Below are 21,684 nucleotides of genomic sequence, written 5' to 3' on the forward strand. Positions count from 1 at the left end.
AAGGCGATCTTACTCAGCCACGTCGAGCCCCCGCTCGATCATGCCTTCGACATACGCGCGCAGATACTGCTCCAGCGCGGGACCGGACAGCACATTGGCCGTCAGCGCGCCGTGCGGCGAGCCTTTCAGCACGCCGTCGTGGTACACGCGCGCAATCCAGGCCACGTCCGCGCCCTGGGTGTAATCGAGTTCATAGTCGAACGATTCTCCGCTGACTTTGCGTGTGTAGACTTCCTTGACAATTGCCATCTAAAACAGCCTTTCTTGACGAGATTAACTAAGCAATCCTCAGGAAATTATTGTGAATTTATGACGAACAGAACCGGATGCTATGCAAGGCGCCCGCTGCGACGCAGTGCGAGCACTGCTAGCAGCGGGCAACGCCGCAGAGCGCCGGTTATGGAAGTCAGAAATCACAATAATTTATTGGGGGTTACTTAGCATAGGATGCGGGTGCGGCACGGGATCGTCCTGCGGCACCGGGTGCACGGGCCCCGGGTGGCGCCCGGGCGCCTCTTGCGGCTCCGGCGCCGGCATGGGTTCATCGACGGGCGCCGGGTCGGGCGCGCGGTGGGCGTGGATGACGGTCATGGCTGGCCTCCCTGCAGACAAAGGAAGACCATACCACGAGATGCGCGCCGCCGCCCTTATTTGCCGGCCGGCTTGACGTCGGCGGCTGGCGGCGCCGCGTTCTTCACATATTTCTCCAGCCAGTTGTTGCTTTCATACAGCATCTGCATGATCGATTCGCGCGCGCGGTAGCCGTGGCTCTCGTTCGGCAGCATCACCAGGCGCGCCGTGCCGCCCAGTCCCTTGACGGCCTGGAACATGCGCTCGCTCTGGATGGGGAAGGTGCCCGAGTTGTTGTCCTGCTCGCCATGGATCATCAGCAGCGCATCCTTGATCTTGTCCGCATAATTGAACGGCGACATGGCCTGGTAGACGGCCGGCGCCTGCCAGAACGCGCGCTCTTCCGCCTGGAAGCCGAACGGCGTCAGGGTGCGGTTGTAGGCGCCGCTGCGGGCGATGCCGGCGCGGAACAGCCGCGTGTGCGCCAGCAGGTTGCCCGTCATGAAGGCGCCATACGAGTGGCCGCCGATGGCGATGCGGTTGCGGTCCGACACGCCCCGGCGCACCACTTCGTCGACGGCCGCCTCGGCATCGGCCACCAGCTGCGGCAGATAGGTGTCGTTCGGCTCCTGTTCGCCGTTGCCGACGATGGGGAACGATGGATTGTCGAGCACGGCGTAACCCATGGACAGGAAGGCGGCCGGGCCCCAGTAGCTGACGGCATTGAATTTGTAGGGCGAGCCCTTGGTCTGGCTGGCGGCGCTGGCCGTCTTGAATTCCTGCGGATACGCCCACATCAGGGTCGGCAGCGGGCCGTCGCGCTTGACGTCGTAGTTCGGCGGCAGCATCAATGTCGCCGTCAAGTCCACGCCGTCGGCGCGCTTGTAGCGGATCAGCTCTTTCTGCACGTCCTTCAGTTGCGGCAGCGGATGGGGGAAATGCGTGAGGGCCGTCAATTGCGCCGCGCCCTGCTGTTTCAGGTTGCGCACATAGTAATTCGGCTGCTCGGTCGGCGATTCGCGCGTCGACAGCAGACGGCTGCCATCCTCGTCCAGCACGGCCACCACGTTTTCATAGTAGGGCGCGGCGCTCTGGAACAGGCGTTCCTTCTGTTTCGTCGCCAGGTTCAGGCGGTCGATGAACGGGCGGTCGCCCTCCTTCGATGCGCCTTGGCCGTCGAGCAGGATGGAACCGTCAGCGGCGATGAGCAGGCGCGGCAAGCCGGCAGCGTCCGCGCGCATGACGGGCTGGCCCGGATCGTTGTAGCGATCCTCGAACGATCCAGCGTACACGAGGTCGGCCGGGGCGGCGGGTTGATCTGGCACAATGCGCCATTGCTTGACGGCGCGCGTCTTGTACCACGCTTCGCTGAGCAGCGCCAGGTCGCCGCGGCCCCAGGCCACGCCCGCGTAGCGCGAAGCCAGCTTGGCCAGCACGGCCGGCTTGGCCGTGAACGGCGCCGCCTGCGTGTAGACGATGTCGCGGATCTCGGCCGCCTTGGCCGGGTCGCCGCCGTCCTGCGCTTCGGCCCACACCAGGGTGGCGGGCGCATCGACGCGCCAGCTGACGGAGCGCACGCCGGCGGACACGGCATCATTACCTGGCGGCAGCCCTTCCTCCAGCGGCAGGGCCGCCACCGCGTGTTCCACCTTGCCATTCAGGTCGCGCACGTCGATCTTGTGAGCGAAATCATGCGCCGGCACGATGTAGGAATACGGACGCACGATGCTGGTCGTCAGCAGGTGCTTGCCATCGGGCGAAGCCGACACGCGCGAGAACTGGCCCGGCTGGCCGACCAGGCGCTGCTTGCCCGCCACGTCCAGCAAGGCCAGCTGCACGGTGATGTAGTGTTCGAACAGCTGCGCATCCTGTTCGTTTTTCAGCAAGTCGGGATAGGTGCGCAATTGCTTGACGCCGCCGCCCGGCACGCTGTCCTGGATGGACGGGCCCGTCGGGATACCGCTGGCAACGGGCGCCGCGCCCAGCTTGGCCGGCTTCAGCTGCACCAGCAAGGTCTTGCTGTCCGGCATCCAGGAAAAGCCGCGGCCATACACGGCCGACAGGGGTGCTGGACAGCTTGCGCGCCGCTTTCGTCTGCACGTCGAGCAGCCACAGTTCCACGCCCGACTCCTTCACGCCCCTGGCGGGATCGGCAAAGGCGATGTGCGTAAAGGCCAGGTAGCGCTGGTCAGGCGACCAGGCCAGGTCGGCGATGCGGGGTGCCGCCGGCAAGCCGCTGACCTTGATTTCCTTCTGCGTATCGATGTCGAGCAAGCCCAGTCCCGTGTGGAAACTGAAGCGGCTGGCCGAATACGTGCGCGGATTGATGCGCAAGCCCGCCAGCTTCAGTTCCGGCTGCGCCACTTCGCTTATGCTGGGCAAGGAGGGCGTGGGCAGCACGGCGGCCAGGTTGCGTTTCGGGCTCAGGCTCAGTGTCGGCGCGCGCGGCGCATCGACGATGGCTTGCAGGGGCGCGGGCGGGGCTTGATAAGCGCCATCTTGCGCCATGGCCAGGGAAGACGAGGCCATCAGGCCGACAGTGAGGGGAAGCAAAGGCAAACGAGTAGACATGGAACTCCAGTGTATGAAGGTGATGACAGCAAGCGAGCGCACCGCACCGCTCATGGCGGCGCTTTGTGACAGGGCATAGTGCGTTCATGCCAAGTAAATGTCAACCAACAACTTTTGCTGTTTGACAAGCATCGCCGCCCGCCCCCATCTGGCTTACAATCGCTGTTTTACCCGTACCCGATTGCCTACATGGAAACCACTACCCTCGCCCTGCTGTTCCTGGTCCCGCTGCTGGTCTGGCGCATCTATTCGCGCCTGAAGAAACTGGTGGCGCGCCAGAAGTCGCAGCTGTGGCGGCACTGGAGCGTGGCGATCGCCTTTCCCGCACTGCTGCTGTTCCTGGCGACGACGACGAAATTCGAGCTGCTGCCCCTGTCCAGCCTGGGCGCGGCCGCGCTGGCCGGCGGCTGGCTCGGTGTGCTGGGCTTGAAGCTGACGCGCTTCGAGCAAGTCGGCAAGGATTTCTTTTACCCAGCACCGCTACCTGGGCCTGGCCATCACGATGCTGTTCATCGCCCGCTTGCTGTACCGCGGCATGGAAATCTACCTGAACACGCGCCTGGACGTGCCCGTGCCGCCGCCGCCGTTTGGCCAGAGCCCGCTGACCATGGCCGCCTACGGCCTCGTCATCGGCTACTACGCCGTGTATGCGTGGGGCCTGGTGCGCTGGCGCCAGCGCAACAAACCCCTGCAAACCGCAGAGTAAGCCGGGTCAGTAGTACTGGCACAGGCCTTCGCAACTGGTCGCCGACAGCGCCTGGCGTATCGTCGCCAGCGCCGGCGCCAGGGCCGGATCGAGATCCTTGTCCGCATCGGCCAGGCTGGTCAGCAGGCGCTCGCGCAAGGGCGGCGCCATCAGATTCGCGTTCGCCGTGGCGTGCTGCGCCGCCGCTTCCAGCATCCGCTTCTTTTGCGCCACGCTCCAGAACGGCACCTGCACGAACTGCACCACGCTCGTGTAAACAACGGCCGTGTTCTTGCTGAACGCCCGCGCGCGCAGACGCTCGGGCCCGCTCACCGCATCGGCCGGCTGGGCGCTGAATTCCCGCTCCATCAGCCCGATCAAATGGCCATGGCAATGCATGCTGAAAGCAAACAAGGTACTCATTTCATCGCCATAATTGGCCAGGTTCCGCGTCACTTGTTCCTTGCGCGCCTGCTGCAGTTCGGCGCCGGACAGCGGCAACGGCCATGCGAGGCCAAACGCATAGTATGTTTTTCCCAGCCGCATGGCCTGCTCGCACACGGCCACGCTCTCGTTCACGTCCTGCAGCGCCGCGACGGGCGCCTGGAACAGGCGCGGACCGTCGGCGATCTGCGCAAACAGCTGTGCCACGGCAGGTTCGCCCAGGCGCGGCAAGCCGCTGTGCGGCGTCGCCTTGGCCATCCGCGCTTCCAGCTGGCCGCTGGCTTGCTGGAAATCGCTGTAGCTGTCGGCCCAGGCGGCGGGCGCCACGAGGGCGGAGGAAAGGCAGAACAAGCGGCCGATGCGGCGCAGCGGCGGGGAAATCGACAGGGACATGGGATCAGGCGAACACTATTGGATAAGCGGCAATTATAGGCAATCTGTATCCATACTGCATCCAATCAGGCGATGATGGTGACGCGCGGCCAGCGCGCCGGATAGTCCTTGCCGGCCAGGCGCTGCGCATAGCCGTCCGGACTGATGCGCGCCGGGTTGCGCCGCACCACCATATTGAACAGGTCGTCGAGGCCGTGCGGCGCGACGATGCCGATCTCGCCGTCGCGCTGCAGATAGATGCCGACCGAGGTGGCAAACTCGGGCCAGGAAGCGATGGCGTCATCGAGCGACAGCAGGGGCGGCACGGCGTAGCCAAACTCGTCTTCGAACCACAGGTGCACCCGGGCCTGGTTGCACACTTCCCATGGCACGCCGGGCAGCGCCGTTTCCAGGCGCTGGCGCAGCCGCACCTCGCTTTCCGCAAGCACATCGTGCGCGTCGAAATACGCCACGTCGACGTCGCTCAATGCCGACGGTTGCGCGTAGCCGTGCAATGCATCCCACACAAGATTGCGCACGGCGCCGGCGCCGATGCAGCAGTGGGGCAAGCCCAGCTGCGCCACGGCTTGCAGCGCCTGCCGGCACCACGGCGTGGCGCCGGCGATGGCGCGCAGACGCGCGGCCAGCGCTTCCTGCGCACTCACGGCCGGATCTGCGGCGCCACCCCGTCGTTGCTCACCGTGCCTTCGACATTGCCGAAGTACACGTCCAGATCCTGCTTCGGACGGAAGTTGCGCAGCTTGACTTGCAAGGTGGTGGGATTGATTTTGGTGAACGTGCCGGGGAAGCACAGGCTGATCAGCTCGTCCGGTTTGCCTTTGATCAAGTTCAAGGTGAAATCCTCGATGCCATTCTTCCAGGTGTTGCCCGTCGTCAAAATGTACGAGACCCACACGGCGTTGACGAAACCGCTTTCGCCCTGCCGGGCCGCCAGGCGGTTCCACGTCTTGTAGAAGGCCTTGTCGCCGCAGTATTTCTTTTCGAACTCGTTGCCATCGCCCAGGTAGGAAGCGCCGGGGCCGGCCGCGACGAACGGCGCATATTGATGGCGCACGCGCACGACTTTACCGGCGGGAAATTTCTGCTGCCACAAGTAGATGACTTTCACGGTCCAGGCCGGCACCCATTCCTCGTCGTAGAGCTGGGCCAGCAAGCCCTCCTTGATCATGATCTTGCTTTGCGCGGCCGTCAGCGGCGCCACCTTCTTGTCGAACGGCGTGTGCGACGGGAAATAGGCGATCTGCGCGTCGGACAGCCCCAGCTGGCGCAGCCGGGCCGTCACGTCCTCGGCGTCGAGCTTGGCCACGAACGTGGTTGTATAGTCCTTGCGCTTGCCATCCACATCGACGGTAAACTGCTGCGGCTGGCCGTAATACGTGGGCGAGCCATGGTAGCCGGCAGAGTATTCGGGCAGCGGAAAGAAGATCGTCTCTTCCACGTCCTTCGCCGATTCATTGAGGAATTCGTACTCGACCTTGATCAAGTCCGTGCTCACGCTGAGCACTTCCTTTTTCATGGCGACTGCATCCGTCTTGCCGAACAGGATTCCCCCGCGCCGACGGAACCGATGCCGTCGTTGGCCAGGGCTGGCGCCGAACACGCCAGCGCCAGGGCCGCGGCCAGAACGAGCTTGCGCACGGCCATCACGCCACCTTGCCCGGTACGGGTTCGATGCGCCGCTGCAGCACGAAAATCGGTTGCGCCCATTGCGTATCCTTCTTTTTCTTGCTGGTGATCAAAGTGAGCTCCGAGGGATCGTAGACATCCGTGTTGTGCGTCAACGGCGTCGTCATCAGATATTGCGCTTCCGTGTTTTTCAGGAATTCGCCGACCAGTTGAATATTGCGGATATCCAAATGGGCAAACGGTTCGTCGATGAAGACGAAGCCGCCGGAACCGTCTTCCGATTTCAGCAAGCCGATCAGCAGCACCAGCGACTTCATGACCTGCTGGCCGCCCGACGCTTCGCCATCGTTCATGCCGATGACGCCCTTGCCGTCGAATTTGAAGCGCACGTGCAAGCCCGCCTGCGACAGCTGCACGTCGTCGTTTTCCAGACGCACGGGGTCGGCATGGACTTCGATGCCGGCCAGCTCGCCCAGCTCCTTGATGTTCTTGCTGTAGGTCTTGATGGTGTAGCGCAAGCGCTCCATGTAGGCGCCGCGTGCATTGCCCGTCGCTTCGATGGCGCGGTTGTTCTGGTAGCGGCGCTCGTCCGTTTCCGACTGGCGGCCATGCAGCTGGTCCGACAGGCGGTGGTGCTGGTCGATGACGGTGGCGTCGAGTTCCCAGTCATCGCGCGCAAGGCTGTTTTGCAGGCTGGCCACGCGCAAGTCGACCTGGTGCGCATTCTGGTGCTCGGCCACGAGCGCGGCGCGGCGGGCGGGACGGCGCCAGCTTTTCGGCAGGTGGCGCCACGCATGGCGCAAGGCCAGCAAGGAGCGCGCATGCTCGGCGCGCTGTTCAATCTGCTTCTTGTAGCCAAGGCGCGCACCCGCTTCCGCCTCGGACAGGGCCAGGCGCGCGTTTTGCCACACGGTATCGGCACGCGTGCGCGCCACAGTGGCGTTCTTGGTCAGGTTTTGCAGCTCGCCCAGGCGGCCGCCCACTTCCAGGCGCTCTTCCTTCAAGGGCTTGGAATTGCGCAGCGCTTCGGCGAATTCTTCCTGGCGCGCACTGAGTTCCTTGGCCGCGTCGACGCCGGCGATGCGCGCCTTCAAGGCGCCCACTTCGGCCGCCAGCTTCGAAATCGCCAGGGTCAAGGTATCTTCCTGGCCTTCCAGGCCCGGCAGCGAGCGCAGCAGCGCTTCCAGACGGCCGCTGCGGCCGGCCTGGCCGAAGCGGTAGCGCGATGCTTCCACGAACAGCGAGCGCCCGCCGCGGCGTTCGCGGTGGTACGCCTCGGGCGTGATCCATTCCTCGTGGTTGCCCAGTTTAAAGCCCGCTTCGACGGAATCGACGCGGGCAATGCGCGACAGCTGCTCGATCAGCCAGCTGGGCACGGGCGCGGAAAATTTCACCACCGCCAGCAAACTCTCGTCCTTCGCCACCGGCGCCGTGACCAGGTCGGGCACGATGAAGTGGCGGTAGCGCTCCTTCTCGGCCAGGCGGTAGGCAGCGGCCGCATCCTTGGCCTTGTCCAGCAAGACGACCGAGGCATAACCGCCCAGTACGCCTTCGACGGCGCCCTGCCAGCGGCTGTCCGTCACTTCGACGATGTCCGACAGCATGGCGTGCGAAATCCCCGCGTCGCGCAGCGCACGGCGCATGCCGCGTACATTGTCCGGCTCCGGCATGGCCGTCTTGCCTTGCAGCGCGGCAATCGTTGCCTGTTCGCCCGCGATGCGGGCCGACAGGGCGTCGCGCTGCTGGCGCTGCTGCAGCAATTGCGCTTCCTTCTGCTCCAGCTGGGCCGCCACTTCGGCGATGTCGCTGCCCGAATCGGCCGCCAGCTTGTGCAATCGGTCCTTCTGTTCCAGCAGGCTGTCCAGCGGTTTCAGCTTGGCATTGATCAGGGACAAACGGCTCTGCAGGCCGATCGATTCCTGCTCCAGCAGAGTTTCATTCATCTGCGCGTCGGACAGGGCTTTCGCCTGCGCGGCCAGCGCATTGCGTTTATCCGTCAGCTGCTGGTCCGCCTGCGCCATTGGTTTACGCGCGTCGCGCAATTGCCGGCTGGCGATGGCCGCCTTTTCGCGCGCCTCGTGGTACTGCAGGCTGGGCAGCACTTCTTCCAGCAGATTGCGGCGTTCCTTATGCAGCCCTTCCCACTGGTGGTAATTGGCCACGCGCAGGCGCAAGCCTTCCAGATTGGTCTTCGACGCCTCGAGTTCCGTCTCGAAGCGTTTCAGCTCCACTTCCGTGTCGCGCTGGTGGCGCTTGGCTTCGTCGTAGGCGTCCAGCACTTCCTTGTCGCCAAACACCTGGAATACCAGGTCGAGCAGCTGGCGCGGCGCGTATTCGCACAGTTTGTCCGTCTCGCCCTGCTCCAGCGCCAGCACTTTCGACATGGCCGGCGACAGGCCCGCATTGGCCAGGCGCTTGCGGTAATTTTCCACGCCCAGCCAGTCGTTGGCGTCCGTGATGTCCTCGATCTGTACATTGCCCGGACGCATCAGATACTGGCGCTTCCAGTCGCCGCCATTCTTCTGGATCTGGCAAAACAGGGTCACTTCATCGTCGCTGAAGAAGCCCGAGCTGCGGAACGGGCGGTTCGACAGCTGCTTGCCCACGTTCTTGTTGTCGACCACGGCGCGCAGCCAGGCCGTCTGCTGGCCCGAATGGCGCGCATAGTGTTTATACGTGCGGCCCATCGAGCAGTCGAGGCCGAACAGGGTGCGCAAGGCGTCGAGCAAGGTGGTCTTGCCCGAGCCGTTCTGGCCCGCGATGGTGATGATCTTCGCGTCGAGCGGAATATTCTTGATGCGCTGCCAGTAATCCCAGTGCACCAGTTCAAGTGATTTGATATGAAACATGGGCGCTTTCAGTGAGGAAGGTCGGACGCGGGCTCGTCGCCCGCGTCAGGCAGGTCGCCGATGTCAGCGGACAGGTCGGCGGACAAGTCAGCGTCCAGGTCGACGGCCACCAGACGCGCCGGCGCGCGCTTGAACACGTCGGCAAGGGCGCCGTTGATGATGCGTTCCTTGAGCACGTCGGTATCCATCATCAGGTCCAGCAGCGGACCTTCCAGGATGAAGTCGCCGCGACGTTCGATGAAGCCCAGCTTGGCCAGGGTGCCCAAGTTCATGTCCATGCGCGTCTTCTTGCCCAGCTTGTCGCCGAAGTCCGACAGCAGCGCCTTGTAGGAAATGCCGATCGACGCGTCTTCCGCGCGCGGCAGCGGTTTTTCCGTGCCAAACATATCATTTTGATCGTCATCCGCGTGCTGGTGCGTTTCCTGGCGTTCGCGCTTGGGCAGGATGATCTGCGCCCACAGCACCACCAGCAAGGCCACGCCATCGCGCGCCAGACCGAAATTATTGTTTTGCCACACGTCGCGCGCGCCGAAGATCTTCGGCTCGATGGTGCGCGTCAGGGCCAGCGTCACATGGTCGGCATATACGTTGTCGAGCAGCTTCAGGCCGCAGGCCAGCAGGCGCGCATCGATTTCGGCGCGGAACAGCTCGTCGGACAGCACGCGCTTGACGAGCTTGTCGTCGCGGCGCAGGGTTTGATGCGTGAGCAGGCGCGCAATCAGGATTTGGGAATCGTCATTCATCGGCTGTGCCGCTATCTAAATCAAGTGAAACATTCAGTGAAAGCGAGGCGATCGACATGGCCGCCACGTGGGGGTCGGACAGTTGGACCATCTCGTCGGTCGGTGTAAAGGTGATCGGCAAGCGGGCCAGTTCGGCCGTCGAGCCTTGCAAGCTCGCTTCGGACACGTCGCCGAGCAGCGGCAGCATCGAGGCGCGGTAGGACGCCACGGCAAAGCTGGCCGGCAGCAGCGAATCCTGCACGGGTACCGATTTCGGCCCTTCTTCACCGATGCTGGGGAAATTGCCCAGGCTGGCGAAGTTCGACAGGCGTTCGAGCAAATCGTCGAGTTCAAGCTGCATGGCGGGACCGTCGCTGATGGTGGTGGGCGCGTCCTCTCCGCTGGGCAGGCCCGTGTTGATGACGCCTGCCGCCCGTTCGGACAGCAGTTCCGTTTCCGCCACGTCGATCATTTCGGCCGGCGTGGAGAACAAGGGGACGACGGGCTGGTCGATGGCGCCTTCGGCCAGGCTGGCCAGGTCGTCGTGCAGCAGGAGCCAGCGCTTGATGTCCGTGGTCGACAGGCCCGACTGGCCCAGGTGCACGCGCTGGCGCTCGATCTGGTTCAGGGCGCGCGAAAACATGCCTTGCATGTTGAGCAATTTACTTTGCGCGCGGCCGATCGCTTGCGCCGCCTTGTGCGTGGCGCTGTCCGCGTTTTCATCGGAGGTGATGGCCACGAGGATTTCCGAGCCTTTTTCCACCCAGTCGCAAGCCATGTTCCACTTCGCCTGCGCCGTGCGCAGCCGGAATTCGGAGCCGGAAGCGATGGCGTCGGAAAATTCTTCCGTCAAATCCACCAGGCGCCCCAGCAGATGCTGAAGTTGCTCAACGGACACGCCGCCGACGGCTTGCGCGCCCGCCACCTGCGACAGCAGGAAGCCCATTTCCGCCTCGTCTTCCGTCTGGCCCAGGCCCAGCAGGCTGTCGATGGCCGACAGCACGTTGCGCGCCATGGGCGTGACGCGGTACACGCCCTGCTGCGCATCCCAGGCCAGCAACTGGTTCGAGCGCAGGCGCAGCAAGACCGTTTCCAGGCTTTCCGGCAATAAATAAGCCAGCTTGGTGTTGATATCGGCGCGCGTATAGGCGGACGTGGCCGCATCGGACGCCAGCTCGCGCAGCACCAGCAGACGCACCAGCACGCCATCGAAACCGCCGTGAAACAGGGCCGTAAACACTTGCAGCAAGGGCTGCGCCCGCTTCAAGTGGAATACTTGCTCGATCTCGTCGGCCGAAATATTGGGCTGGAAATGCGCCTGCAAGGAATCGTGATGCTCCTGCTCTGTCTGATTTGCATCCGTAGCCACGGCTGCACTTGCCATTATATCAATCATTCTTTTCCGGATGAGTGTTCAGCGGGCGGCGCGGCGGGCTAACGCAGCGCTGCGGGGCGGGGGCGTCAGTATATCAGTTCTGACATGCAATTCGACTTGTGGCCAGAGGCGCCAAGCCGGGGTCAGACCCGCCGGGTCTGACCCCGGCACTTGCTTTGGGGTAAGAAAATCGAGTACAGCCAAGCGCAAGCGCTTACTTCTTGACGATCTTCTGCAAGGTTTGCTCGACGTAATCGCCACCGTCCGCATCGGCGAATGTCACCTTCACGGGATACCATTCCAGCGACGGCGCCAGCCACAGGTCCACTTGCTGGCCCTTCTTGTCCGGCGGCGGCGCCTTGACCAGGTGGATGGCGGCGACCTCGCCCATGCCCGTGGCGACCGTCTCTTCCTTGACCACCTTGAAGGTCCACGGCTCGGCATCGTGCGCGCCGGCGACAAAGAACGCCCATTCCGAGCCGGCGACGAATTTCTCGGGCGCGGCGCGCGCCACGCTGGCCAGTTGCCAGACGGCACTGTTGCGGTCCTGTTCGCCGCCTTTCAGCGGATAGGTTTCATCGCCTTCGCCAAAGACGATGGTCTTGCTGTCGCGCTTGAAGGTGGTCGTCACGGCATCCTTGCGAAAGCGCTTTTCCACGAACTGGGCTGGCGCCAGGCCGAAATCGTCGACCGTGCCTTCGCTGCGCTGCTCGAGGATCTTGCCGAACAGGGCAGCCTTGGTTTCGGCCAGCAGCGAATACTTGCCGTCGCCCACGCGCCAGTTGCTGACCGATTCGCCGGACAGCCCGATGCCGCGCTGTTTGGCCTTGATCGAATACACGAGGTCGGCCGACGGCACCAGCTTGTACGGGCGCTTGATGGCGGGATGCTCCAGGGGGCGTCGGCCATGGCAGGCGTGAGGGTGGCGGCCAGCAGGCTGGCGAGCAAAATGCGTTTCAAAGTAGTCATTTATTTTCCTGTAGCGTCATTGACGCGAATTTGGGTCACGGTTTGCGTGGTCAGCGCCCCGTTCGCTTCGGTATTGCGTATTTGTACCGGATACCACTGCATGGACGGCGCCAGCCAGATATCGAGCTGCGACGAATACGTGCCCGGCTTGGGCGGCCGGCGCAAGTGCCAGGTCACCAGACGGCCCATCTTGGTATCGAGTTCTTCCTCGCCCACCAGCTGGAAGCGGAACACGGTCGCTTCCTTTTCCTCGCCGACGAGGATGTCGATATTGCCGGCCAGCTGGTTGACGTCGGCGCGGCCGATGGCGGCCAGCTGGAACGGCACCGTGGCCTTGTCCTGCGCCCCGTCCTGCCACGGCGCCGTCGCCGTCGTGGCCGAAAACGTGATGGCCTTGGCGTCGCGGTTGAAATGCGTGGCCGTTTGCGCGCGGCCCTTGCGTTTTTCCGTGGCCGTGACGGGTACGATGCCGCCGCCGTCGATCAGGCCCTCGCTGGTCAGCACCAGCAGGTTGATGCGCGTGATCAGCATGCTCAGGCCCACTTCCAGCTTCAACTGGTAGGTATCGCCCTTGTTGTCCCACGCCATGGCGGCCACGCCCTGCCACTTGGTGCCGTCCGCATCGCGCCGGTCCACGTGCAGGTCGAACTGGGCCGAGGCTGGCGCATTCGTCTTGTAGCGCCGCGCCTGCTCGACGACCGGCGGCGGCGCGGGAGCCGGCGCGGGAACTTCCGCCACGGCCGGGATCGGCGCCGTGATGGCTGGCGCGCTGGCCGCCGGTGCCGCGGGCGTCACCGGGCCTTCCGGCGCGTCGCTGGCGGGCGCCGTCAACTGCGCCGACTCGCTCGACGGCAGCTCCGTCGGCGGCGGTGGCGGCGGCAGGCGGGGCTCGGGCAAGGGCCGCAGCTTGGGCGGCGGTGGCGGCGTCACCGGCACGGGCCTGGGCGGCTCGGCGATCAGTGCCATGCTGACCACCTGCGCATGATCCTGCCCCAGCGGCACCATGCTGGCACGCGAGGTGAGCCACTCCAGCGCCACGTAATGCAGTGCGCCGATGACCGCGACAAACATGACGGTGCGGCGGCGCGGTGGCGAAAAGAAGGAGTCAGACATCATAGGCCGTAGTGTACCGCTTTCACGCCGCTTCCCGCTTCTTGCCCGTGCTCAACTCCTGCTGTTTTATGTAAGAAAATGTTGGCGGCTTTGCGTCAGTTGCAAGCTGATATCTGCTACGCTAGGCACATCCACCTACCAGGAGATTTCGCATGGCAAACCCGCAAATGCCCCAAATGCCGGGCGCAGCAGTTGTGACCGACACCCTCGACTTCGTCAAGAACCTGTGGGGCAGCATGAGCGTGCCCGGCATGGGCGTGCCCGGCATCACGGCGCCCACCATGTCGGTGGAAGAGCTGGACAAGAAAATCAACGACCTGAAAGCCGTCGAAGCCTGGCTGAACCTCAATACCAGCATGCTGCGCGGCAGTATCCAGGCATTGGAAGTGCAGCGCGGCACCATCGCCACCCTGAAATCGATGGGCGCTTCCCTGGCGGCGGCCATCACCCAGCCCGGCGCCAGCGAGAAAACCGTGTTTGAATCCGTGCCCTACGCTTCCGCGTTTTTCCAACAGGCCGCACCTGTACCTGAACCGAAACCGGCTCCCGCACCTGTGCCCGCGCCGGAACCGGCTGCGGCGGCGCCCGGCGATGCCGGCAGCCAGGCGGCAGCCCAGCTGGCCAATCCAAGCGCTTGGTGGAATTTGTTACAAGATCAGTTCAAGCAGGCCGTGTCGACAGCCATGTCGCCCGATGCCGCCAGCGCGGCGGCTGCCAGCTTTGGCGGTGGCGCGGCTGGAGCGACGGCCAAGCCGGCGGCCGGCAAATCCGCCAAGCCGGCAGAAGCAGGTACGGCAGCCAAGGCCAAAGCCCCGCTGCGCAAGGCGCCGGCAAAGCGCGCGGCACCCAAGTCCAAGGCGCCAGGCAAGTCCTGACGTCCCGGAGAGACGACATGATCAGGCGATACGATGAATGCGGATCGCCTCGATCTGATTGTCGGCCTGGCGTTTTACGTCACCGATCGTGATCAGGCCTTCGTCGGCCAGCGCCTTGGCGTGCTCGTACGAAGACTGGAATGTTTCCAGCGTGTCTCCCTTGGCGGCGACCGGGCGTACCCAGGCAACGGCGCCAACTTTCATTTTTTATACTTCATTGACCACATCACGCATAGTTTCTTCCTTATTGTTGTAGAGCAACTCAAGCACGGGCGAAACCGCGCTGGCCCCTAGTTTATCATCCGGCACGCTCGCGCACGGATTTTCCCCTTTTTCCGCTACCGGCGGCGTTTTTTCCGCCACCTCGACGGCCGCTTCCGGCCCCGGCGGCGGCGTCAGCTGCACCAGCTGCTCCATCAATTGCGCGAAGCGCTGCTGCCCTGGTGCAATTTTGTCTACATACAACAACACTTCCATGGCTTCGGCCGCCAGGTCCGCCTGATAGCCGCGCTGTTCCAGGAAAGACACGATGATTTGCGCGGAATTGAACAGGATGCGCAGGTTGTTCGGCAGTTTTTCGCGCGCCGCGCGCATCCAGGCGACGGCTTCGTTGAGCTTGTCCGTCTTCCACAGCAGCACGCCCTTGTTCATCAAGTCCGACGCTTCCTTGCGCGAGGCGATGATCAGGCTGGTGCCCTCATCGCCCATCTTCGCCTTGTCGAAGATTTTCTGCACTTCGTCCTGCACCACCTGGTTGTCGTGGTTGTTCTTGACCACGTAGCACAGCAGGCCGGCCGGCGCATCCTTGACGCCGACGGCGAACAGCAGGGTCGCCAGTTCCATGCAGATGCTTTTCTCGGGCCGCGCCGGGTCCTCGGCCAGCATGGCTTCCAATTCGTCGCCGCACTTGCGCGCGCGCCGGTAATCGCCCGTTTCGTGATGCACCATGCCTTCCGTGATCTTCGCGCGCAAGCCGATCTGCTCGGGCGAGAATTCGCGCTGCGCCAGCAGCAGCCACTGCAGCGCTTCCTTGGCATCCTTCTTCAGGCCGCACACGCGCGCCAATCCCAGGTAGGCGTCCGGCGTCTTCATGACGGAGAACTCGCCGATGGCAATACACTTGCGGAAGGCCTTTTCCGCCATGCTGACATTGCCTATTTTTAAGGCAGCGAGCCCCAGGTTGCGCTGGCGCGGCACGGAATTGGGCGACAGGCGCGCCGCCTTTTCCAGCACGCCGCACGCTTCCTCGTGCTGGCCCATCAGCTGGTAGGCGACGGCCATCTGGTCGTAGGCGTCGATGTAATATTTGTTTTCGACGATCACGCCCTGGAAGATCTGCCGCGCCGCCTCGTGTTCGCCGTTGTTCATGCGGATCTTGCCCAGGCCAGCCCTGGCCCAGCTGTAATCGCGCTCGGCCAGCACTCTTTCGTACACGGCGCGGGCCTTTTCCGGCTCGCCGCTTTTCAGCAGCAACGACGCCTTCATGCGCAGCAATTCCAGCTCGTGCAGCTTGTTGACTTCGATCTGCGCATCGCACAGCCTGGCGGCGCGCAGATAATCCTTTTCCATGCAGGCCTGGTCGATTTCGCGGAACACCTGCTTCTTGTGCCACACGCGGTTCAGCCGCGTCAGCAGCACGCCTTCCGTGATCGGCTTGATCAAATAGGCGTCGGGCTGGTGCTCGGCCGCGCCCATCACCGATTCCACGCTTTTCTCGGCCGATACCATCAGCCACACGCTCGACGGCGCCGTCAGGTTGCGCACGCGCGTCTCTTCCAGCACCTGCTGGCCATTCTTGCCTTCGCCCAAGTTGTAATCGCACAGCACCACGTCGTAGCGCGTCTTGGCCAGCAGCTTCATGGCTTCGCCGCCGCTGGCCGCCTGGTCGATATGGCGCGCGCCCAGGTTGCGCAAGGATTCGCGCAGCAGGATGCGGATGCCGATGAAGTCGTCGACCAGCAGATAATGTTTGTCGGCCCAGTCGGTGCTGCCCGCTTCGGCGGCGGTGGCGTGGCTGTCTGTCGTCATGGCGTCCTCGTTCAGGGCAGGCGCAGGATGAAACAGCCGCCGCCCAGGGCACCGCCGTTTTCCAGGGCGATGCTGCCGCTGCTGCCCCGGTACTTGTGCATCTTCGCCACTTCGCTGGAAAAATACAGCCCCAGTCCCGTGCTGTTGGTGGAAAAATTCACGCCGGCCGCCATGCCATCCATGGCCGCGCTGCCCGCGTCGAGCAAGGCCTGCGTATAGCCGTCGCCATTGTCTTCCACGCGCAGCTCCAGCAAGCCATCGACCTCGCGCACCGACAGGCGGATCGTATCCTGCGTGTAGCGGATGGCATTGTTGATGGCATGCGCCAGCACGCCGATGACCAGGTCTTCATCGAGGGTCCAGATCAGCTCCGGCGGGCACGCCGTCTGCAGATGGATGCCTTTCGAGGCCAGCAGGATCTTTTCCTGGTCCACCACCTGGTCGATGACCTGGCTCACCAGTTGCGGCTGCACGTCGAACGGGTAGCCGGGCTTGCCCACCTCCTTGTACAGGGCCAGCAGCTGGATCAGGTTATCGTTGAGGCGCTTGGTCTGGTACAGCATCTGCGCCATCTGCAGATAGGCGGGGTCGGCTTGCGGCGCGTCTTTCGCCTGCTCGGCCGCCAGCAGGGATTCCAAAGTGCCGCTGACCACGCTGATCGAGTTTTTCATATCGTGCACGGTCGACGCCAGGAACAGGAAAAGCTCGGGCGAGCTGTGTTGATCTTCCACCGGATATCTCCTTGGGCGCCGGCGGCACGGCGCCGCGGCTTGAATATTGCCAAGGATAAATTATACCGCCAGCCTGCGGACGCCAGCCAGCCGCGCGCAAAGTCCGTGATCTGACGCAACAATGCCGCCCCGCTTGCGCCGGGGCGGCATCAGCTTGACAAGCAGGCAAGATCAGCGGCGCGCGCCCGCCAGCCGTTTCACCACGACGATCATGCGGTCGATTTCCTCATACGTGTTGTAGAAGGCGAACGACGGCCGCACGGTCGCTTCCACGCCGAAGCGGCGCAAAATCGGCTGGGCGCAATGGTGGCCCGAACGCACGGCGATGCCCTCGTCGTTCAGGGCGCGCCCCACTTCCGCCGGCTCATAGCCGGCCAGCACGAACGACGCCACGCTGGCCTTCTCCAGCGCCGTGCCGATCAGGCGCACGCCAGGAATCGCTTGCAAGTGGTGCGTGGCGTATTCCAGCAGCGCGTGCTCGTAGGCGGCGATGTTTTCCAGGCCGATGCGCTGGACGTAATCGATGGCCGCGCCCAGACCGACGGCATCGGCGATATTGCCCGTGCCCGCCTCGAAACGGTTCGGCACGCCCTGGTAGACGGTGCGCTCGAACGTGACGTCCGCGATCATGTTGCCGCCGCCCTGCCACGGCGGCAGCTGCTCAAGCAAGTCCGCCTTGCCATACACGGCGCCGATGCCCGTCGGACCGAACACCTTATGCCCCGAGAACACGTAAAAGTCCGCACCGAGCGCCTGCACCTCCACGCGCAAATGCGACACGGCTTGCGCCCCGTCGACCAGCACGCGCACGCCGGCCGCATGCGCCAGCGCGATGATCTGCGCCACGGGCGTCACCGTCCCCAGCGCATTCGACACCTGCGTCACGGACACCAGCTTGGTGCGCCCGTTGAGCAGCTTGCGGAATTCGTCGAGCAGGATCTGGCCGCTGTCGTCGACGGGAATCACGCGCAGGGTCGCGCCCTTTTCCGCCGCCAGCTGCTGCCACGGCACGATGTTGGCGTGGTGCTCGAGCTGCGAGACGATGATCTCGTCGCCGCTGCCGATGTACTTGCGCCCGAACGTGTTGGCGATCAGATTGATGCCCTCGGTGGCGCCGCGCACGAAAATGATTTCATTGGCCGAGGCGGCGCCAAGAAAATTGGCCACCTTGGCGCGTGCGGCCTCGTACGCATCGCTGGCGCGCGCCGCCAGCGCGTGGGCCGCACGGTGGATGTTCGAATTCTCGTGCGCATAGAAATACGACACGCGGTCGATCACCGACTGCGGCTTGTGCGTGGTGGCCGCATTGTCGAACCAGGCCAGCGGCTTGCCGTTGACCCGTTCGGCCAGCACGGGAAAATCGCGCCGCACGGCGTGCACGTCGAATGGCGCGGGGGTTTGGCCATGCCCTTGCGGCCGCGCAGGCAGCTCGGTCTGGAAATAGAACGCGGGCTGGCTGTCAGATGGCGATACGGGCAGCTGGCGCGTGGGTGCGCGCTGCGGCGTCGCAAACGCGTCGGGCGCGGCCTGCCCCAGCCCCTGGCCCGCCAGGCCGTCGAGATTATGGTTCGAGGCGGGATAGCCATGCGCGCCGCCGACAAAATAGTAGGGCGACGGCGCGCCGATGGCGGACAGCCGCGGCGTGGGAATCGATGCCGGCGCCGGCGCGATCGGTGCTTCCAGTGGCGCCGTCACGGGCGGCACTTGCGCCGTCGCCACGCCGGGCGCGATGGCGGCGAACGAAGGACCGGGCTGCGGCGGCGGACGGTTCACATAGCGGGGCGCCGCATCGAGCACGCTGCCGGAACCGCCAAGGCTGGGCGGCTTGTCCAACGCGGGGGCCAACCCGGGCAAGCGGGCAAAGAATTCGCCGGCCAGGCGGTTCAGGGTCGCTTCGTCGGGTAAAATGGGACGGCAGGCAAGCCCGCCGCGCCATCACTTGTAGGTGTCTGGGTAGTCATGGTATTTACCGATCTCCACGTCTTCCAGTACGGCCAGCGCATCGTCGGTCAGCACGGCCAGCGAGCAATACAGCGAAATCAGGTAGGACGAAATCGCGTGGCGGTTGATGCCCATGAAGCGCACGGACAGGCCCGGGCTTTGTTCGCCCGCCAGACCAGGCTGGAACAGGCCGATCACGCCTTGGCGCTGTTCGCCCGCGCGCAGCAGGATGATTTTCGTCTTGCCGTCTTCGATCGGCAGTTTGTCGGACGGCACCAGCGGCACGCCGCGCCACGTCAAGAACTGCGAACCGAACAGGCTGACGGTGGGCGGCGGCACGCCGCGGCGCGTGCATTCGCGGCCAAAGGCGGCGATGGCCAGCGGGTGGGCGAGGAAGAAGCCCGGCTCCTTCCATACCTTCGTCAGCAGTTCGTCGAGGTCGTCCGGCGTGGGCGCGCCCGTCAACGTAAAGATGCGCTGGTCGTCGTGCACGCTGGCCAGCAGGCCGTAATCGGGATTGTTGATCAATTCGCTTTCCTGGCGCTCCTTGATCGTCTCGATGGTCAGGCGCAGCTGCTCCTTGATCTGGTCGTGCGGGCTGCTGTACAGGTCCGAGACGCGCGTGTGCACGTCGAGCACCGTGCTGACGGCATTGAGAAAATACTCGCGCGGCTGGTCGTCGTAATCGACGAAGGTTTGCGGCAGTTCCGACTCGTCGCGCTGCGAGCAGGCCACGCGCACGTCCTTCGGGTTTTTCACGCGGTTGAGGCGGTAGATGCCCGCTTCCACGGGCAGCCATTGCAGCAGGTGCACCAGCCAGCGCGGCGTGATCGTGGATAACTGGGGGACGCTCTTGCTTGCATTGGCCAGCTGGCGCGCGGCGTTGTCGCCCAACGCAAACTGGCTCTCTGTTGCTACTGTCATGACTACTCCTGATGAGAAAAGTGAATATGCTTATCTGAAAAACAAATAAAGTATCGGACGTCTCCCCTCTTCTCTCAACATGCTATCGCCATCATCGTGACGCGATTGATCCACGCTTCATCCACCCGCTTTAATCCACCAGTTCCGGTTCGCAGCGCGCCATCAGTCCCGCCAGGCCGACGCCCAGCGCGATGGCCAGTTTTTCCACCGTCAGCAGCGATGGCGTGGCGGCGCCCCGTTCGATTTCGCCGATGAATGAGCGGTTCAAGTCGGCCGCTTCGGCCAGCCGCTCCTGCGACCAGCCATGCCCTTCGCGCAACTGGCGCACGGCCAGTCCAAACTGTTTGATCAACATGCTGTCCTCATGGGTGGTGGGCAAAGGCGGGGTGGGATGGCGCCGGCGATTCCGGCGCCTCCTGCTGGTTATGCGCTTGCGTGACGTGGCTGCCGGGCGCCACGCTGCGGGTCAGCCAGACATTGCCGCCGATGACGGAGCCCTGACCGATGGTCACCCGTCCCAGGATCGTCGCGCCCGCATAGATGACCACGTCGTCCTGCACGATGGGGTGGCGCGCCAGTCCCTTTTGCAGCACGCCGCCGGCGCCGGCTGGAAAGCGCTTGGCGCCCAGGGTGACGGCCTGGTAGATGCGCACCCGGTCGCCGATGATGGCCGTCTCGCCGATCACCACGCCCGTGCCATGGTCGATGAAAAAGCTGCTGCCGATGACGGCGCCCGGGTGGATGTCGATGCCCGTCTGCGAATGGGCCACTTCGGCGATGATGCGCGCCACCAGCGGCGCGCCGAGCGCATACAAGGTGTGCGCCAGGCGGTAATGGATGATGGCCAGGATGCCCGGATAGCACAGCAGCACTTCATCGACGCTGTGCGCCGCCGGGTCGCCCTGGAAGGCGGCCGCCACGTCCGTGTCGAGCTGGGCGCGGATGCGCGGCAGCGCGCGGGCGAAGCGTTGCACGATGGCCAGCGCCTGCTGTTCGATGGAGACCGTCTGCTGCAAGCCGTGCTGGCGCGCGTGGTAACTGAGTTCGCGCCGCACCTGTTCGTGCAGGCCCGTCAAGGTCGTGTCGAGCGTGTGGCCGACAAAAAATCCTCGCTCTCCTGCTGCAGGTCGAGGGGGCCCAGGCGCATGGGGAACAGGGCCGCGCACAGGGCGCCAACGATGTCGCGCAAATGCTGGCGCGACGGGAATTCGCGCGCGCCGCATTCCTGGCTGCTGGCCAGCCCCTCGCGCCACTGCGCGCGCACGGCGCGCAATTCATCGACGATCTGGCGCAGTTCCCATTGCGGCTGCGCGGCAAGGGAGACGGGGGGAATGGCTTGCTGGTTCATGGTGGTCCCGGGAAGAAGTTTAATCTTGCAGCCAGGGCAGCGCATGCCAGCGCCAGCCGCCGCTGTGGCCGCGCTGCTGCTGCGCGTCGAGGTCGCCTTCGAAGCCTTGCGCAATATTGAAGACGTGCTTGAAACCGGCCTTGGCCGCCGCTTCGGCGGCTGCGGCCGAGCGCTTGCCGCTGCGGCACAGCAGCACCACGACGGCATCCTTGCCGCCCGCCTTCGCTTCCAGCTCGCGCACAAAGCGGGGGTTGCGGTTCATGGCCGTGCCGGTCGCCCACGCCACGTGCAGCGAGGCGGGCACGTAGCCGACGAAAGTACGTTCTTCATTCGTGCGCACGTCGACCAGCACGGCTTTGCCGGCCTGCACAAGCTGCCACGCATCCTGCGCGCTGACGATGCCCGCATACGGCAAGCCCTGCGCCTGCGCCTGGGCGCGCGCGTTATTCAGTACTTCGTCAAACGCCGCCTCGCCGTGCGCGGCGCGGGGATCGAAAATCAGTTCTGCAGCAGCCATCTT

General features: G+C 64.4%; 23 protein-coding genes and 1 pseudogene. 3 read left to right on the forward strand and 21 right to left on the reverse strand.

Translation table 11 applies throughout. The annotated features are described in order from the left end of the window. Positions 1-9: 9 nt before the first annotated feature. The 3 genes from ACRHIG_RS00065 to ACRHIG_RS00075 form a co-directional block, all read right to left on the reverse strand. Positions 10-249 (reverse strand): hypothetical protein, encoded by a 240-nt coding sequence (locus ACRHIG_RS00065; RefSeq protein ID WP_034753464.1) that lies wholly within the window; start codon positions 247-249, stop codon positions 10-12. 174 nt (positions 250-423) lie between these two features. After that, positions 424-591, reverse strand: coding sequence for a hypothetical protein (locus ACRHIG_RS00070; protein ID WP_489629019.1), 168 nt, complete (start codon positions 589-591; stop codon positions 424-426). A gap of 56 nt (positions 592-647) precedes the next feature. Further along, positions 648-2,624, reverse strand: coding sequence for an alpha/beta hydrolase family protein (locus ACRHIG_RS00075; RefSeq protein WP_489629020.1), 1,977 nt, complete (start codon positions 2,622-2,624; stop codon positions 648-650). Positions 2,625-2,782: 158 nt separating this feature from the next. Between ACRHIG_RS00075 and ACRHIG_RS00080 the strand changes: the two genes are divergently transcribed. Beyond that, complete coding sequence (locus ACRHIG_RS00080; RefSeq protein ID WP_489629021.1) at positions 2,783-3,058, forward strand: hypothetical protein; 276 nt, start codon at positions 2,783-2,785, stop codon at positions 3,056-3,058. Between the two features lie 328 nt (positions 3,059-3,386). Here the strand turns inward: ACRHIG_RS00080 and ACRHIG_RS00085 are convergent, their stop codons facing one another. Then, entirely contained in the window at positions 3,387-3,599 is a 213-nt protein-coding gene (locus tag ACRHIG_RS00085) for a hypothetical protein (protein WP_489629022.1), read from the reverse strand. 44 nt (positions 3,600-3,643) lie between these two features. Between ACRHIG_RS00085 and ACRHIG_RS00090 the strand changes: the two genes are divergently transcribed. After that, positions 3,644-3,847 carry a hypothetical protein gene (locus ACRHIG_RS00090; RefSeq protein ID WP_489629023.1) on the forward strand — a complete coding sequence of 68 codons (204 nt, stop codon included), beginning with the start codon at positions 3,644-3,646 and terminating at the stop codon, positions 3,845-3,847. A gap of 6 nt (positions 3,848-3,853) precedes the next feature. Here ACRHIG_RS00090 and ACRHIG_RS00095 read toward each other — a convergent pair whose 3' ends face one another. The 9 genes from ACRHIG_RS00095 to ACRHIG_RS00135 all read right to left on the reverse strand — a co-directional run bounded on the left by ACRHIG_RS00095 (position 3,854) and on the right by ACRHIG_RS00135 (position 13,320). Next, positions 3,854-4,663: a hypothetical protein gene (locus ACRHIG_RS00095; RefSeq protein ID WP_489629024.1), complete on the reverse strand. Its 810-nt coding sequence runs from the start codon at positions 4,661-4,663 to the stop codon at positions 3,854-3,856. A 65-nt stretch (positions 4,664-4,728) separates the two neighbouring features. Beyond that, a complete protein-coding gene (locus ACRHIG_RS00100; RefSeq protein WP_489629025.1) occupies positions 4,729-5,307 on the reverse strand; it encodes a nucleotidyltransferase family protein in 579 nt (192 codons plus the stop codon). Then, entirely contained in the window at positions 5,304-6,179 is an 876-nt protein-coding gene (locus tag ACRHIG_RS00105) for a DUF4424 family protein (RefSeq protein WP_489629026.1), read from the reverse strand. Before ACRHIG_RS00105 ends, ACRHIG_RS00100 begins: the two co-directional genes overlap by 4 nt. Further along, positions 6,176-6,301, reverse strand: a complete 126-nt coding sequence (locus ACRHIG_RS00110) for a hypothetical protein (RefSeq protein ID WP_489629027.1) — start codon at positions 6,299-6,301, stop codon at positions 6,176-6,178. Before ACRHIG_RS00110 ends, ACRHIG_RS00105 begins: the two co-directional genes overlap by 4 nt. A gap of 5 nt (positions 6,302-6,306) precedes the next feature. Further along, positions 6,307-9,138 carry an ATP-binding protein gene (locus tag ACRHIG_RS00115; RefSeq protein ID WP_489629028.1) on the reverse strand — a complete coding sequence of 944 codons (2,832 nt, stop codon included), beginning with the start codon at positions 9,136-9,138 and terminating at the stop codon, positions 6,307-6,309. A gap of 8 nt (positions 9,139-9,146) precedes the next feature. Then, complete coding sequence (locus tag ACRHIG_RS00120) at positions 9,147-9,881, reverse strand: hypothetical protein (protein WP_034753458.1); 735 nt, start codon at positions 9,879-9,881, stop codon at positions 9,147-9,149. Next, positions 9,874-11,244, reverse strand: a complete 1,371-nt coding sequence (locus tag ACRHIG_RS00125) for a hypothetical protein (protein ID WP_139143209.1) — start codon at positions 11,242-11,244, stop codon at positions 9,874-9,876. Before ACRHIG_RS00125 ends, ACRHIG_RS00120 begins: the two co-directional genes overlap by 8 nt. A gap of 205 nt (positions 11,245-11,449) precedes the next feature. After that, a complete protein-coding gene (locus ACRHIG_RS00130) occupies positions 11,450-12,094 on the reverse strand; it encodes a DUF3108 domain-containing protein (protein WP_489629029.1) in 645 nt (214 codons plus the stop codon). A 110-nt stretch (positions 12,095-12,204) separates the two neighbouring features. Then, positions 12,205-13,320: a DUF3108 domain-containing protein gene (locus ACRHIG_RS00135; RefSeq protein WP_489629030.1), complete on the reverse strand. Its 1,116-nt coding sequence runs from the start codon at positions 13,318-13,320 to the stop codon at positions 12,205-12,207. Between the two features lie 149 nt (positions 13,321-13,469). Here ACRHIG_RS00135 and ACRHIG_RS00140 point away from each other — a divergent pair, with 149 nt between their 5' ends. Continuing rightward, a complete protein-coding gene (locus tag ACRHIG_RS00140) occupies positions 13,470-14,192 on the forward strand; it encodes a PhaM family polyhydroxyalkanoate granule multifunctional regulatory protein (protein ID WP_489629031.1) in 723 nt (240 codons plus the stop codon). 21 nt (positions 14,193-14,213) lie between these two features. Here the strand turns inward: ACRHIG_RS00140 and ACRHIG_RS00145 are convergent, their stop codons facing one another. The 8 genes and pseudogenes from ACRHIG_RS00145 to ACRHIG_RS00180 all read right to left on the reverse strand — a co-directional run bounded on the left by ACRHIG_RS00145 (position 14,214) and on the right by ACRHIG_RS00180 (position 21,681). Next, positions 14,214-14,396, reverse strand: coding sequence for a hypothetical protein (locus ACRHIG_RS00145; RefSeq protein WP_268992745.1), 183 nt, complete (start codon positions 14,394-14,396; stop codon positions 14,214-14,216). 3 nt (positions 14,397-14,399) lie between these two features. Further along, positions 14,400-16,220, reverse strand: coding sequence for a response regulator (locus tag ACRHIG_RS00150; protein ID WP_489629048.1), 1,821 nt, complete (start codon positions 16,218-16,220; stop codon positions 14,400-14,402). Positions 16,221-16,231: 11 nt separating this feature from the next. Next, positions 16,232-16,951, reverse strand: a complete 720-nt coding sequence (locus ACRHIG_RS00155) for a sensor histidine kinase (RefSeq protein WP_489629034.1) — start codon at positions 16,949-16,951, stop codon at positions 16,232-16,234. Positions 16,952-17,122: 171 nt separating this feature from the next. After that, complete coding sequence (locus ACRHIG_RS00160) at positions 17,123-18,805, reverse strand: family 2A encapsulin nanocompartment cargo protein cysteine desulfurase (protein WP_489629035.1); 1,683 nt, start codon at positions 18,803-18,805, stop codon at positions 17,123-17,125. Positions 18,806-18,886: 81 nt separating this feature from the next. Next, complete coding sequence (locus ACRHIG_RS00165; protein ID WP_070221598.1) at positions 18,887-19,816, reverse strand: family 2A encapsulin nanocompartment shell protein; 930 nt, start codon at positions 19,814-19,816, stop codon at positions 18,887-18,889. Between the two features lie 130 nt (positions 19,817-19,946). Beyond that, positions 19,947-20,171: a helix-turn-helix domain-containing protein gene (locus tag ACRHIG_RS00170; protein WP_086147172.1), complete on the reverse strand. Its 225-nt coding sequence runs from the start codon at positions 20,169-20,171 to the stop codon at positions 19,947-19,949. Between the two features lie 7 nt (positions 20,172-20,178). After that, positions 20,179-21,164, reverse strand: a pseudogene (epsC, locus tag ACRHIG_RS00175) (serine O-acetyltransferase EpsC). Between the two features lie 19 nt (positions 21,165-21,183). Further along, a complete protein-coding gene (locus tag ACRHIG_RS00180; RefSeq protein WP_489629036.1) occupies positions 21,184-21,681 on the reverse strand; it encodes a rhodanese-like domain-containing protein in 498 nt (165 codons plus the stop codon). Positions 21,682-21,684: the final 3 nt, after the last annotated feature.

The organism is Janthinobacterium sp. C22 (assembly GCF_057919405.1).